This window comes from Streptomyces hygroscopicus subsp. hygroscopicus (assembly GCF_001553455.1).
In the GTDB taxonomy this organism is placed as follows: domain Bacteria; phylum Actinomycetota; class Actinomycetes; order Streptomycetales; family Streptomycetaceae; genus Streptomyces; species Streptomyces hygroscopicus.
The window spans coordinates 1-13,184 of sequence record NZ_BBOX01000394.1 but is presented as its reverse complement, the minus strand read 5'-3'; the positions used below and the strand labels follow the sequence as shown (position 1 = coordinate 13,184).

Annotated in this window: 12 protein-coding genes; 4 read left to right on the top strand and 8 right to left on the bottom strand. The window is 72.7% G+C overall.

What is annotated here, in order from left to right:
* From AXW62_RS33125 to AXW62_RS33115, 3 genes are all read right to left on the bottom strand, one after another.
* Nucleotides 1–928: serine/threonine-protein kinase (locus AXW62_RS33125; protein ID WP_159061011.1), on the bottom strand; the 928-nt coding region annotated here is incomplete at its 3' end.
* On the bottom strand, nt 925–1,551 hold the full coding sequence (locus AXW62_RS33120; protein ID WP_063817708.1) for a hypothetical protein: 627 nt from the start codon (nt 1,549–1,551) through the stop codon (nt 925–927). The genes AXW62_RS33125 and AXW62_RS33120, both read right to left, overlap by 4 nt.
* 191 nt (nt 1,552–1,742) lie before the next feature.
* Nucleotides 1,743–4,055: an N-6 DNA methylase gene (locus AXW62_RS33115; RefSeq protein ID WP_063817707.1), complete on the bottom strand. Its 2,313-nt coding sequence runs from the start codon at nt 4,053–4,055 to the stop codon at nt 1,743–1,745.
* A 204-nt stretch (nt 4,056–4,259) separates the two neighbouring features.
* On the opposite strand from AXW62_RS33115, the gene AXW62_RS33110 reads away from it, so the two are divergent.
* Together AXW62_RS33110 and AXW62_RS33105 are read left to right on the top strand one after the other, a co-directional pair.
* Nucleotides 4,260–4,985, top strand: a complete 726-nt coding sequence (locus tag AXW62_RS33110; protein ID WP_060947729.1) for an Rv1352/Rv1906c domain-containing protein — start codon at nt 4,260–4,262, stop codon at nt 4,983–4,985.
* Nucleotides 4,985–5,749, top strand: coding sequence for a hypothetical protein (locus AXW62_RS33105; RefSeq protein ID WP_060947728.1), 765 nt, complete (start codon nt 4,985–4,987; stop codon nt 5,747–5,749). Before AXW62_RS33110 ends, AXW62_RS33105 begins: the two co-directional genes overlap by 1 nt.
* 169 nt (nt 5,750–5,918) lie before the next feature.
* On the opposite strand, the gene AXW62_RS33100 is transcribed toward AXW62_RS33105, so the two are convergent.
* Nucleotides 5,919–6,608 carry an HNH endonuclease family protein gene (locus AXW62_RS33100; RefSeq protein WP_060947727.1) on the bottom strand — a complete coding sequence of 230 codons (690 nt, stop codon included), beginning with the start codon at nt 6,606–6,608 and terminating at the stop codon, nt 5,919–5,921.
* A gap of 82 nt (nt 6,609–6,690) precedes the next feature.
* Between AXW62_RS33100 and AXW62_RS33095 the strand changes: the two genes are divergently transcribed.
* The gene (locus tag AXW62_RS33095; RefSeq protein WP_060947726.1) at nt 6,691–8,154 is read left to right on the top strand and encodes a DUF2079 domain-containing protein; all 1,464 of its coding nucleotides are present in this window, start codon (nt 6,691–6,693) and stop codon (nt 8,152–8,154) included.
* 208 nt (nt 8,155–8,362) lie between these two features.
* Here AXW62_RS33095 and AXW62_RS33090 read toward each other — a convergent pair whose 3' ends face one another.
* From AXW62_RS33090 to AXW62_RS33080, 3 genes are all read right to left on the bottom strand, one after another.
* The gene (locus tag AXW62_RS33090; protein ID WP_060947725.1) at nt 8,363–9,145 is read right to left on the bottom strand and encodes a VOC family protein; all 783 of its coding nucleotides are present in this window, start codon (nt 9,143–9,145) and stop codon (nt 8,363–8,365) included.
* Between the two features lie 290 nt (nt 9,146–9,435).
* Entirely contained in the window at nt 9,436–10,695 is a 1,260-nt protein-coding gene (locus tag AXW62_RS33085) for a L,D-transpeptidase (protein ID WP_060947724.1), read from the bottom strand.
* A 196-nt stretch (nt 10,696–10,891) separates the two neighbouring features.
* On the bottom strand, nt 10,892–11,230 hold the full coding sequence (locus tag AXW62_RS33080) for a hypothetical protein (protein ID WP_060947723.1): 339 nt from the start codon (nt 11,228–11,230) through the stop codon (nt 10,892–10,894).
* Between the two features lie 99 nt (nt 11,231–11,329).
* On the opposite strand from AXW62_RS33080, the gene AXW62_RS33075 reads away from it, so the two are divergent.
* Nucleotides 11,330–11,626, top strand: a complete 297-nt coding sequence (locus AXW62_RS33075) for a hypothetical protein (RefSeq protein ID WP_060947722.1) — start codon at nt 11,330–11,332, stop codon at nt 11,624–11,626.
* Between the two features lie 98 nt (nt 11,627–11,724).
* Here the strand turns inward: AXW62_RS33075 and hutH are convergent.
* Nucleotides 11,725–13,184, bottom strand: a 1,460-nt coding sequence (gene hutH / locus AXW62_RS33070; protein ID WP_060947721.1) for a histidine ammonia-lyase, incomplete at its 5' end; no start/stop codon positions are given.

Genomic DNA, 13,184 nt, shown 5'->3' with positions numbered 1-13,184 from the left:
AGGGCGCGTGCGGGCGCAGAAAGGGGCGCGTGGGGTCCATGGGGCCGGTGGCCGGGCCGGTTCCGTGCTCCGGCCGCGGCAGCATGGGCGCCAGCGCCTGGTAGACCTCGTGGGCGTCGGCGGGCCGGGCCTGCGGGTCCTTGGCGAGCAGCCGCAGCACCAGCGCCTCCAGCGCCTCGGGCACCTCGGGGCGTATCCGGCGCACCGGGATCGGGGCCTCGTGGAGATGGCGGTGGAGGACGCCGAGGGCGGTGGAACCGGCGAACGGCACGCTGCCGACGAGGAGTTCGTGCAGCAGCACGCCCAGCGCGTACAGATCGGTGTACGGACCGACGGTGCCGCCCATGGCCTGCTCGGGCGCCATATAGGCGGGGCTGCCGATGGGTGACCCGGTGTGGGTGAGGCGGGTGGTGTCGGTGTCCAGGACGGCGGCGATGCCGAGGTCCAGGACGGTCACCACGCCGTCGGGGCGCACCATCACGTTCCGCGGTTTGAGGTCGCGGTGGACGATCGGCACCGCGTGCACGGCGGAGAGCGCCGCGCACAGCTGGGCGGCCACACAGACCGCCCAGGGCCAGGGGTACGGATCGTGCTCGGCGAGGTGGTCGGCGAGGTCGGCCCCCTCGACATGGCCCATCACGAGGTAGAGGTCCGCGCCGTCACTGCCCGCGTCATGCACGGTGACCAGGCCGCGGTGGTCGACCTGCGCGGTGACGCGGCACTCCCGGACGAAGCGGCGGCGCAGTTCGTCCGCGGCGTCCGCGTCCCCACCGCCGGGCCCGGGGCCCGCCATCCGGTCGGCGCGCAGCAGCTTGACGGCGACCCGGCGGTCCAGCCTGCGGTCGTACGCGGTCCACACCTGGCCCATACCGCCCTGGCCGAGGAGCGTGGCCAGCTCGTAGCGGTCGGCGATGACGCGCCCGTTCAACGGCCCTGCTCCTTGCGGAGGTAGTCGCTCAGCTCATCGAGTTCGGCACGGACGCGGTCGATGCGCTCAGGCCGGTGGGGCTGCTGGGGCTGGAGGGGCTGGAGGGGCTGGTGCGGTTGCTGGAGTTGCTGCGGTTGCTGGGGCAGTCGCGGCTGGTGGAGCTGAGGGTACGCAGGTGGCTGCGGCTGCTGCGGGACGAAGCCGTACGGCGGCGGTACGGGCGCCGCGTAACCGGGCGACGGGAACGGCGGCGGGGGCGGAAGCGGAGCCGCGACCGGCCGCCGGGCCGCTCGGTGGTGCCGGATGTCGGCGATCAGGTAGTGCGTGGTGACCCCGACGGCCAGGGAGAGCAGAACCGTCAGGGAGAGGTACCCGAGCATGCCCGGATCGTCGTCCGGCCCGGTGCCGAGCTGCACCAGGGCCGCCATGACCAGCGCGCAGCTGCCCCAGAACAGCGCCCAGTCCAGCGGCCGCCGGCGCAGGATGGCGATCCGCAGCATCGCGGCCCAGGACAGGATGCCCAGGCTCAGCAGGGTCACGGTCACCAGGACCACCCGCAGGACCACCACCAGTGCGGTGGTGGCGGGGCGGGGCTGCGGCGGCGCGGGGAGAGGGCCGTGCATTGCTGCTCCTGGAGGGACCTGATGCCAAGGCATGCGAGGGTGCTGACGTGGGGTGCCGACGCGGGGTGGCGACACGGGGTGGCGACACGGGGGTGACACGGGGTGCTGACGCCTTTTGAGCGTATACATGGACACGGCGGACCGGGTCCAGGTTGTACCGATCCCGGAGGGGATTGGTCGTGGAATCGTGATCAATGGGGCTCGACGGTGCCGTCCGCGAGCCCGTCGTACAGCCCCCGCACCAGTTGCTCGCCCAGCCGGGCCGCGTGCCGCAGGGACTCCTCGAAGGAGGCCAGGGTGCGGTAGCGCTCCCCGTAGCGCCGCTGGTCGGCCAGGGGCAGCCGGGGCAGCCGCAGCCGGCGGACGTCGAGCCGGGTGGCGGTGGAGGCGTAGCTGCTGGCCTGCCGCTGGTTGGCGCTGCCCCGCAGATATCCGGCGAGGAACCAGGGGTCGAGCGCCTCGGGGTCGGGCCGCAGCAGGCTCAGATTGCGCCCCAGCGCGGCCCCGGCGGTGGACTCGTCCACGACCCGGGCGACGGTGCCGCCCCCGATCAGCGGGACGACGACATCGCCGAGCTCGGTCAGCACCGGCTCGTCCCCCTCGGCTGCCCCTCCGGCGGGACCGGTGGGGCCCGTTCCGGCCAGCACGTCCTGTTCGGTGAGGACGGGGACGGAGCCGCCCGCCGCCGTCGTACCGCTCTTGAGCACGAGGGCGCCCGCGCGTGCCAGCTCGCCGACCGTGGTCATGGGCCGGCGGTCAGCGGCCGGCTCCTCGGCGCGGGGCCGGGCGGGCGCGGCGGGGGTGAGCTCGGCGGTGCGGGTCAGGGTGGCGGTGAGCCGGTCCCGTACGGCGGCGAGTTCGGCGACCCCGCCGCCCGCGGCGGGCGGCGGGAGGTGGCGGGCCGGGGCCAGGTCCACGTCGTCGTCGAGGAGTTCGATGACCGGCAGGACGCGGCACACCCCGGCCCGCTCGGGGGCGGCGCCCCCGCGGTCGAAGGCGTGCCAGGCGTCCAGGACGGTGCTGTGCACGGTCTGCCAGGGCAGTTTGCCGCGGCCTGGCGAGGGGGCGACGGCACCGTGTGCGGCGGGCGCGGGCGCGGTGACGCCGGGCGCGGCGGGGGCCTCGGCCGGGGCCGCGACCGCCGCCGCGGCGTCGATGAGCAGCACGTGCGGGGCCGCGGGCTGACCGGCCCCGGGGCGCCGCAGCACCCACAGGTGCAGCGGGATCCCGTACGGCGGCGCCGCCCCGGCGGGCAGCGCCACGACGGCCCGCAGTGCCCCGCGCCGCAGCAGATCGGCGCGGATGCGGCGGCCGGAGCGGCGGGGGGGGGGGGGGGGCATCAGCAGTACGGCGGTGCCGCCGTCGCGCACATGGGCCAGGGCGTGCTGGACCCAGGCCAGCTCGGACTCGGTCCGGGCGGGGAAGCCGTACTCCCAGCGCGGGTCGTAGGCGAGTTCGTCATGGCCCCAGTTGCGCTCGTTGAACGGCGGGTGGCAGACGACGGCGTCGACGGCCAGCCCCGGGAAGGCGTCGGCCCGCAGACTGTCTCCCCCGGCCACCCGCACCGGGGCGTCGGTGTCCAGCGCGAGCCGCAGCGCGGTGAGCGCGGCGAGGTCGGGGTCCCGCTCCTGCGCGTACACGCTCACCGCCGCCCCGGCGGCGCCCAGCAGCCCCCCGGTCCCGGAGGCGGGGTCGAGCACGGAACCGGCGGCCCGCTCACCGGCGGCCCGCTCACCGACGGCCTGTTCACCAGCGGTCTGTGCAACGGCGGACTGTTCACCGGCGGCCTGTGCACTGATGGCCTGTGCACCGGCAGCCTGTGCACCGGCGGCCGTCACATCCGGGCCACCGGGTCCGCCGGGCGCCCCCTTCCCGCCGGGGGAGGTGGCCGCCCGCTCCACCGGAACCAGGCCCGCCAGCGCGGCCATCAGGGCGGCGGGGGCCGGTGGGGTGAGGGTGTACTGCCGCAGGTTGGCGTCCAGGTGCCGGCCCAGCAGGAAGGCGTACGCCTCGCGCGGGCCGAGGTCCGCGGCGAGTTCCGCCGCGCCGCGCAGCAGCGGCACCGTGGGGCCGAGCCCGGCCGCGTCCGGGAGGTGCACGGGGTGGGCCTCGCCGAGCCGTGCGGTCAGGGCCGGGGCGAGGGCGACCGGCAGCATCTCGGCCAGCTGGTCATCGGTGCCCTCGCTCAGCCGGTGCCAGACCGCGGGCCGGTCCCTGACCAGCAGGAGGACGGCCCCGACCTGGCACAGCGCGGCCGCGCCGCCCGCCGGATGCCCGGTGAGCAGCTGCCAGACGCGCTCGCGCAGCGGGACCTCGGCGAGCTTGCCCTGGGCGCGCAGCCAGCGCTCCACGTCGCCGAGCGCGAAGGTCGGGCTGGTCTCGGTGCCGCCCACCGGCTTGGGGAAGTCGGCGTGGCGGCGGCGCCAGTTGCTGACGGCGGCGCGCCCCACCCCGGCGAGCCGGGCGATTCCCGCGGCGGTCACCTCTGCTGCGTTGTCCGGCACCTGGCTGACTCCGTCCCGTGGTGCTGCTGTGGCGGCTGGCGGCCCAGCATACCGACGATCAGTACACACAGGCCGGTTCACGCCGTGAACTCCCCCCTCCACGGCATCCTTGTTGACGCGGTTCACAAGCTCTGCTCTTATTGACGCATCGATCGCGGGAAATTCCCCACCGACCGCCCACCACCCGAAAGGTGTCGATCCGTCATGTCCCAGCAGCGGGAAGAGAAGAACTGGTTCGCCCGGCACAAGGTGCTCACCGGTGCCGGTGCGCTCATCACCGTCATCGCCCTGGGCAGCGCCCTCTCGGGCGGCGGAAGCGGCGGCAGCGGCGGTGACAAGGGCAACGGCACGGACACGGCCGCCTCGTCCGCCGACGGCGGCTCCGGCAAGCACCGGAAGGAGACCGGGGAGACCGAGCCGAAGAAGACCAAGACCGCCTTCAGCGGCGACGGCACCCTCCAAGTCGGCACCGACGTCAGACCGGGCACCTACAGAACCACCGGCAACACCAACGGCATGTGCTACTGGGAGCGGGCCAAGAACTCCTCCGGGCAGCCCGACGCGATCCTCGCCAACGACAACGTCACCGGCAGCAGCTATGTGACGATCAAGGCCAGCGACAAGATCTTTACGTCACAGGGGTGCGAGGACTGGGAGGCCGTCCCCGCGACCGCCTCCGGAACCCCGAAGACCGAGATGGCCGGCGACGGCATGTACCGCGTCGGCGCCGACATCGCCCCCGGCACCTACAAGTCCACCGGCAACGGCTCCGACAACGGCTGCTACTGGGAGCGGACCAAGGACGCCCTGCACGGCATCGAATCGATCATCGCCAACGACAACGCCTCGGGGAACGCCATCGTCACCATCGGCGCCCAGGACGGCTACTTCAAGACCAACGGCTGCGAGAACTGGAAGAAGACGGGCTGATGCGCTCCACCACGATCCTGGCGGCACTGTGCGCCGCCACCGCCCTCACCCTCACGGCATGCGGGACCGACGGGACCGGCCCGCACAAGGACGCCCCGGCCAAAGGCTCCGCACCGGCCAAGGAGACCACGTCCGCCCCGGGCATCGAGGCCCTGACCGGGCCGCAGATCATCAACAGGGCCCTGAAGACCACCAAGGCGGCGACCTCCCTGACCATCGACATGGACGCCATCATCGACGGCGCGCCCATGAAGTACCACATGTCCTCGGACAACAAGGGGGAGTGCACCGGCCGCATGACCGTCGACGGCGGCACCGTCCGCCTGATCAAGACCGGTCACACCGCCTACATGAAGTACGACGCGGCCTTCTGGCGCTCCCAGGGCGGCAAGGACGGCGAGGCCGCGGCCAAGCTGATCGGCGACCGCTGGACCAAGGCCGACGCCTCGGGCGCGGACGCCAAGGACCTCACCGCCATGTGCGACTCCGACCAGCTGCTCGCCGGGTTCTCGGCCGCCGACAACGCCGCGCGCAAGGGCGGGCCCGCCACCGTGGACGGCCGACCCGCGATCACGGTCACCGAGTCGGAGGGCGACGAGACCTACACGGCCTACATCGCCACGGAGGGCAAGCCGTACCTCCTCAAGCTGGTGACCAAGGGCGGCAAGGAGCCCGGCACGCTGCGGCTCGGCGACTTCGACCGGCCCGTCGGGGCCAAGGCCCCCACCGGGGACATCGTCGACCTGGACACCCTCGGCGGCTGACCGGCGCCCTCCCGGCCGCGCCGCCACGACGGCAGCCGGCCGTACGCCACGTGATGGGGACGACGCCTTCAACGAGTCGGCCTGAGCGGCCCGTTCACAGCCGTACGCGCACGTGACGGGGACGACGCTGCGGGCGCCCCCGGCCGCCCCCCGGCCGCCACGACGGCGGCTAGCCCGAGCGCGCGGGCAGCTTCATCGTGGGGCAGCCGCCCAGAACCCGCTTCATCGCGTCCTTCTCGGCCGAGGTCACCCACAGCCCGTACGCCTTCTTCACCGCCACCTGGTGCGCCACATAGTCACAGCGGTACGCCTTGTTGGGCGGCAGCCAGGTCGCCGCGTCGCCGTCTCCCTTGCGGCGGTTGGCGGAGGAGTCCACCGCGATCAGATTGAGCGGGTCGTTGGCGAACGCGACCCGCTTGTCCCGGTCCCACTTCTGGGCGCCCTTCTGCCAGGCGTCCGACAGCGCGACCACATGGTCGATGTCCACCTTGCTGCGGCCCCGGACGAACCGCACCTCGCGGCCGGTGTACGGATCGTCGGTGAGCGTGCCCGAGGCGACCAGGCAGTGGCCGTCCCGGAACCTCACGTCCTCCAGGTCCCGCTTGAGGATGTCATCACGGGTCCCGCAGCCGTTGTCGTCGGTGTCCACCCAGGAGCTGCCGAACGCGCTCCGCTCATAACCCGTCTTCGGCGCACGCCCCTTGACTGTGAGGGAGGACACAGCCGAGAGGGCCGATCCGGACGCCGTGGCCCCGCCCCCGCCCCCGCCGGAGCCCCCGCTCTCGTCCCCACCCTGGTCACCGGCCTTGCAGCCACCGAGTGCCAGCAGCGCGGCCAGCAACGCCGCGGAACCCCGCATCGGTATGCGAAACCGTCCCTGCAACCTTCCCGCCCCCTTCGCGTATCTTTTCGCACAGACCACCACACGATAAGGACCCTGGATGGACACGGCCGCAACCGCTCCGCCCGGCACCGGCGCCGAGGGGGCGACCGCCGTCACGACGGGCCGCACCCGGCTCCTCCCCCGGGCAGGCGCGCTGCGGCACCCACGGGCCGATCCGTACTGGCTGGCCCTCGCCCTCTTCGCCGCCTTCACGGCGCTGTCGGTCTGCCGCTACCGCCGCATGGCCACCATGTCCTGGGACCTGGGCATCTTCGAACAGGCGATACGGGCGTACGCGCACTTCCAGGCCCCCATAGCCGATCTCAAGGGCCCCGGCGCCAATATCCTCGGCGACCACTTCAGCCCCATCACGGCGCTGCTCGGCCCCGTCTACCGGCTCTTCCCCGGCCCCGTCACCCTGCTGGTCGCGCAGGCGGCCCTGTTCGCCGTCTCCGCTGTCCCCGTCACCCGCGTCGCGGCCCGGCTGCTCGGGCGCGGCCGGGGGCTCGCGATCGGCATCGCCTACGGGGTGTCCTGGGGCATCCAGCGCGCCGTGGACTTCGACTTCCACGAGATCTGCTTCGCCGTCCCGCTCATCGCCTTCTCCCTGGAGGCGGTGATACGCGGGCGCTGGTACGCGGCGATGCTGTGGGCCGCCCCGCTGGTCTTCGTCAAGGAGGACATGGGCGCCACCGTGGCCGCGATCGGCGCCGTCATCTGGCTCCGCGCCCGGCGCGACCCCGAGCGCGGCCCCCGGGTCACCCCGCTCGCCGTCGCGCTGATGGGCTTCGGCGTCCTGGTCTCGGCACTCGCCCTCGGCGTCGTCATCCCCGGCTTCAACGGCGCGGGTTCGTACGACTACTGGGACAAGGTCGGCAGCGGCGGGACGCAGAACGCCACCATCCCGGCGGCGACCGCGCTGCGCACCCTGCTGTGGATCCTGCTGCCGACCACCGGTCTGCTGGCGCTGCGCTCCCCGCTGCTGCTGGCCGCCGTGCCCACCCTCGGCTGGCGCTTCCTCTCCCACGACGACCACTACTGGGGCACGGACTGGCACTACAACGCGGTGCTGATGCCGATCGTCCTGCTGGCCCTGGTGGACGCCCTGGACCGGACCCGGGACACCGCCCGGCCCTGGCTCTCCTCCTACGCCCGCCAGTTGCCCGCCGCGGTGTGCGGCGCGTCCCTGGCGCTGTCGTCGTCCATGCCCCTGTACGAACTCACCCGGAGCGCGACGTACGAGGTACCGCCGCAGACCAGCGCGGTGGAACGGCTGCTGGACCGGATCCCGGACGGGGCGACGGTGGAGGCCAACGTCGGGCCGATAAGCCGGCTCACCAGCCGCTGCCGGGTGCTGTGGGTCGGCGCCACCCAGGGCATACAGCCGGACTACATAGCCCTGCAGGAGCCGCCCGAGCGCACCGCGCGGCAGGTGACCGACTACGCCGGGCAGCTCCACCCCGGCACGCGGTACACGCCCATCGGCTCCGCTTCCGGCTATTTCGTCCTCAAGCGGGGCTGACCGGGGCTCCGCGCGGGTCCGGGCGACCGGCCCGGCCCACGGCCCAGGACCCGGCCCAGCGGCCCGTCAGCCCATCGGCCCATCGGCTTCCGGGTATGCGACCCATCGGCTTCGAGGCGATGAGGCCCATCAGCCCATGCTTCGGGGCGATGAGGCCCAGCGGCCCGTCAGCCCCACCGCCCATCAGCCCATACAGCCCGTCAGCCCATCAGCCCATCGACTTCGGGGCGATGAGGGCGAAGGGCGCGCCCTGGGGGTCCCGCACCACGGCCATCCGGCCCGCGACCATGTCGTACGGCGGCCGGAGCACCGTGCCGCCCTCCGCGGACACCTTGGCCGTGGACCGGTCGGCCTTCTCGACGGCGAAGTAGACCAGCCAGTGCGGGGGCACCTCCGGCGGCAGCCCCTCCCGCAGCGGCTGGAGCCCGCCGACCGTGCGGCCGTCGACGGAGAGTTCGAAGTAGCCCGCGGCGTCCCCCACCGGGGTCGACTCCAGGCCCAGCGCCTCCGCGTAGAAGGCCGAAGCCGCCTCCCGGTCGGTGGTGTTGAGCTCGTTCCAGATCAGCGTGCCCGGTTCGTTGGCGAGGCCCACGCCCGGGAAGGCGAGCGGCTGCCAGACGCCGAAGACGGCCCCCAGCGGGTCGGCCGCCACCAGCATCCGCCCGAGGTCCATCACGTCCATGACCGGCAGCAGTACGGTGCCGCCGGCCCGGCTGACGGCCTCCGAGGTGGCCTGGGCGTCGGCGGAGCAGAAGTAGGTGGTCCAGACGGTCGGCGGCGGGGTCTCATCGCCCATCGCCGCCGCGGACATCACCCCCGCGACGGGCTTGCCCCTCAGGGTGCACATCGCGTATCCGCCGGTTTCCGGCGGGCCGATCTCCGCCTCCCAGCCGAACAGCCCGGCGTAGAAGTCCAGGGCGGCGCGCTGGTCGGGGACCATCAGATCGATCCAGCAGGGCGTTCCGGGCTGGTAGGACGTGACTTCGGGCATCGGGCCGCCTCCGTATCGCCGCTTCCGGCCGTCACGGCCGGACGGATGCCCCCACGGCCCATTCTCCTCCGGCCCGGCCGGAACGCCACTCGGCTTCTCCCCCGGCCGGAAGGCCCGCCGCGCGACGCGGCCCGCTACCGGGTGCGGCCGGGGCGCCACCCGGTAGCGGGCCGTCCGCGGCGGCCGGACCCGCCAAGCTGCCCGGGCCGGCCGAACCCGCCCGGAACGCACCGGGCGGCGGCCGGCCTCCGGGGCCGACCGCCGCCCGGCGGTGGTGAGAAGAGGGTGCGTCAGGCGCCGACGGCGCTTCCGGCCACCCACTGGCTCCAGTCCATGTTCCATCCGTTGAGGCCGTTGTCCGGCTGGATGGTCTTGTCCTTGGAGTTCTTCACGATGACGACGTCGCCGATCTGGGAGTTGTTGTAGAACCAGGCGCCGTCCGTGTTGGGGTCGCCCGCCCCCTTGGTGTCCGACAGGCCCACACAGCCGTGGCTGGTGTTGACATTGCCGAAGATGGACTTGGCGCCCCAGTAGTTGCCGTGGATGAAGGTGCCCGAGGTGGACAGCCGCATCGCGTGCGGCACGTCCTTGATGTCGTACTCGCCCTTGCCGTCGTCGTCCGTGAAGCCGACCGTCGCACCGTTCATCCGGGTCTCCTTGAACTTCTCGGAGATCACCATCTGACCGTTGTACGTCGTGTTCTCGGGGCTGCCGGCCGAGATCTTGATCGTCCTGAGCAGCTTGCCGTCGCGGACGACCTTCATCGTCTTGGACTCGGCGTCGACCGTGGAGACCTGCGAGTGGCCGATCTTGAAGGTGACGGTCTTCTCCTGGACGCCCTTGATCCCGGGCGACGCCTCGACGCCGTCCAGGTCCAGCTTCAGGGAGACGGTCGAGTTGGCCTTCCAGTACTCCTTCGGGCGCAGGTCGAGCCGGTTCGCGCCGAACCAGTGGCCGACCACCTGCTGGCCGCTGCTGGAGGTGACCTTGATGTGCGACTCGATGTCCTTCTTGTTGGTCACCGCCTTGTCGAACCGGATGGACACCGGCATGCCCACGCCGACCGTCGCGCCGTTCTCCGGCGTGAAGTTGCCGATGAAGCTGTTGGCGGGCGAGACGGTGGTGAAGGACGAGTTCTCGGTCGCCTTACGGCCCTCGGAGTCCTCCGCGGACGCCGTGATCTTGTACTGGGTGGACCGCTCCAGCTGACCGTTGGGCTTCCAGGACGTCTTGTCGGGCGATATGGTCCCGGCCACGGTGTTGCCGGTCGCCGCGGACGTCATCGTGACGGAGGTGAGCTTGCCGCCACTGACGGTGACCTTTGTGTCACTGTTGATGCCCGCGTTGGTCGCACCGGCCTTCGGCGTGATCTTGATGTGGGCGTCCGACGCGTCCTTGGCGGCCGCCTCGTCGACCTGCGACTGCGACTTGCCCCCGCCGTTCTTGGCGTCGTCGTCGCCACCGCCTCCGCCGCACGCGGCCAGAGTGAGTACGCCGCTGAGCACGGCGGCCGCGGCCACCAGCCCCTTACGGCGCTTGCCGTCCGTCATCACACGCTTCTCCATTTGACCTGGATCTTGATCTGGACCCCAGAACCCCGGACCTATCTGACTAGAACGCCGGTACCTTTTGGCCGGTTCCTCGCACAGTAAAACTGTGCGCAAGGCCACTTAGCAAAGGCGCCGGACTAGCCTAAGACCCGCCGGAACCCGGACCCGTACGGCTCAGCGGCCTTCCTCGTCCGGATCAGTCGTCCTCCTCCAGGTCGCCGTCCAGGTCGCCGAAGGCCCCGGACCACTCGGCGGCGTGCGGATCGTAGTCGATGTGCTCACTGCTCCAGGACGCCTGGGCGAGTTCGACCCCCGGCACCTGCTCCACCAGCTCGAACGGGTCGACCAGATAGGCCAGCGCCTCCGCCTCGTCCGACTCCACCATGCGGCGCGCGTGGCCCCGTTCCTCCTCGGCCATGGACTCGTCGCCGTCGATGCGTTCATACGCCGCGCGCCGTAGCCGGTCCGTATCGGTGAGCTCCACCACAAGCTCTACGCGAAGCCGGACGAACCGTGATGTCTCGGTACTCGTCATGCGACGGAGGTTAGGGGCCCGGACGGCCTCGCTTCCGCACGACCCGCAGTTGTCACTACGATCGGCGCACGGGGCCAATTTGCCGCAGCCTCAAGGAGGATGCCGTTGTCCGCACGCCGACCGCTGCTGACCGCCGCCGCTGCGGGTTCGCTGCTGTGCGCCCTGTGGTTCGTCCCGTCCGCCAACGCCACGGTGGACGACCCGGGTTCGTCATCGGCGGCCTCGCAGACCACGCAGGGGTCCGGAGCCAGGACCGACGCCGTACCCGACGGGGATCTGGCCGACACCGGCAGCGTGGACGTCACCCCGTATCTCGTCGGCGGCACGGCCTTCCTGGGCCTGGGCGTCGCGATGGTGACCGCCTCCGTGCGGCGCACCCGCCCGGAGGCGTACTAGGCCCCGCCGGGGGAGCACCCGGGCCCGCCCGGGGGCGTCATCTTGCCCCGTCCGGAGGCGTACTGGGCGCCGCCCGGGGCGGATCGCCACCGGCCGTCTCAGATCAGACTGCCCGTCACCGACTCCACGGCCTCGATCAGCTTTCCGGATCGTACGAACGCCTCCGCCACCGCCAGGTCCGGCGCCAGATAGCGGTCCTCGCCCGGCCCCTCGACACCCGCCCGGCGCACCGCCGCCAGCACCGCCCGGGTAGCGGGCGCGGGCTCCAGCCCCTCGCGCAGTTCGATGCCCCGGGTGGCGGCCACCAGCTCGACCGCCAGGACACGGGTCAGGTTGTCCACCGCCATACGCAGCTTTCGCGCCGCCGACCAGCCCATCGAGACGTGGTCCTCCTGCATCGCGGAGGACGGGATGGAGTCGACCGAGGCGGGCACCGCCAGCCGCTTCATCTCGCTCACCAGCGCCGCCTGGGTGTACTGGGCGATCATCAGCCCGGAGTCCACGCCCGGGTCGCCCGCCAGGAAGGGCGGCAGGCCGTGGGAGCGGTTCTTGTCCAGCAGCCGGTCGGTGCGGCGCTCGGCGATCGAGGCGAGGTCGGCCGCCGCGACGGCCAGGAAGTCCAGGACGTACGCCACGGGCGCGCCGTGGAAGTTGCCGTTGGACTCCACCCGCCCGTCCGGCAGCACCACCGGGTTGTCCACGGCGGAGGCCAGCTCGCGGTCGGCGACCAGCCGGGCGTGGGCGAGGGTGTCCCGGCCGGCGCCCGCGACCTGCGGGGCGCAGCGGATCGAGTACGCGTCCTGGACGCGCGGCGCCTCGTCCTGGTGGTGCCCGGTGAGCCCCGACCCCTCCAGCACCCGCAGCATGTTGGCGGCGCTGGCGGCCTGCCCCGGATGCGGGCGGATGGTGTGCAGTTCGGGCGCGAGCACCCGGTCGGTGCCCAGCAGCGCCTCCAGCGACAGGGCGGCGGTCACATCGGCGACGGTGAACAGCCGGGCGAGATCGGCGCAGGCCATGATCAGCATGCCGAGCATCCCGTCCGTGCCGTTGAGCAGCGCGAGCCCCTCCTTCTCGCGGAGCTCGACCGGCTCGATACCGTGCTCGGCCAGCAGCTCGGCGGCCGGCCGCAGCGCCCCGTCGGGTCCCTCGGCCTCGCCCTCGCCCATCAGGGTCAGCGCGCAGTGGGACAGCGGCGCCAGGTCCCCGGAGCAGCCCAGGGAGCCGTATTCGTGCACCACGGGGGTGATCCCCGCGTTGAGGAGCGCGGCCATCGTCTCGACCACCACGGGCCGGACGCCGGTGCGGCCGGACGCCAGCGTCTTCAGCCGCAGGAACATCAGCGCCCGCACCACCTCGCGCTCCACGGGCGCGCCCATTCCGGCGGCGTGCGAGCGGACGATGTTGCGCTGGAGCTGGGCGCGCAGCTCGGGGCTGATGTGGCGCACGGCCAGGGCGCCGAAACCGGTGGAGACGCCGTAAACGGGCTCGGGCTTGGCGGCCAGGTCGTCGATCACCCGCCGGGACGCCGAGACGGCCTCGAGCGCCGCCTCGGAGACCT

Coding starts and splice junctions, on each gene's coding strand:
- AXW62_RS33120 (WP_063817708.1), bottom strand. CDS start 1,551: ATGCACGGCCCTCTCCCCGCGCCGCCGCAGCCCCGCCCCGCCACCACC.
- AXW62_RS33110 (WP_060947729.1), top strand. CDS start 4,260: ATGTCCCAGCAGCGGGAAGAGAAGAACTGGTTCGCCCGGCACAAGGTG.
- AXW62_RS33105 (WP_060947728.1), top strand. CDS start 4,985: ATGCGCTCCACCACGATCCTGGCGGCACTGTGCGCCGCCACCGCCCTC.
- AXW62_RS33100 (WP_060947727.1), bottom strand. CDS start 6,608: ATGCGGGGTTCCGCGGCGTTGCTGGCCGCGCTGCTGGCACTCGGTGGC.
- AXW62_RS33095 (WP_060947726.1), top strand. CDS start 6,691: ATGGACACGGCCGCAACCGCTCCGCCCGGCACCGGCGCCGAGGGGGCG.
- AXW62_RS33090 (WP_060947725.1), bottom strand. CDS start 9,145: ATGCCCGAAGTCACGTCCTACCAGCCCGGAACGCCCTGCTGGATCGAT.
- AXW62_RS33085 (WP_060947724.1), bottom strand. CDS start 10,695: ATGACGGACGGCAAGCGCCGTAAGGGGCTGGTGGCCGCGGCCGCCGTG.
- AXW62_RS33080 (WP_060947723.1), bottom strand. CDS start 11,230: ATGACGAGTACCGAGACATCACGGTTCGTCCGGCTTCGCGTAGAGCTT.
- AXW62_RS33075 (WP_060947722.1), top strand. CDS start 11,330: ATGCCGTTGTCCGCACGCCGACCGCTGCTGACCGCCGCCGCTGCGGGT.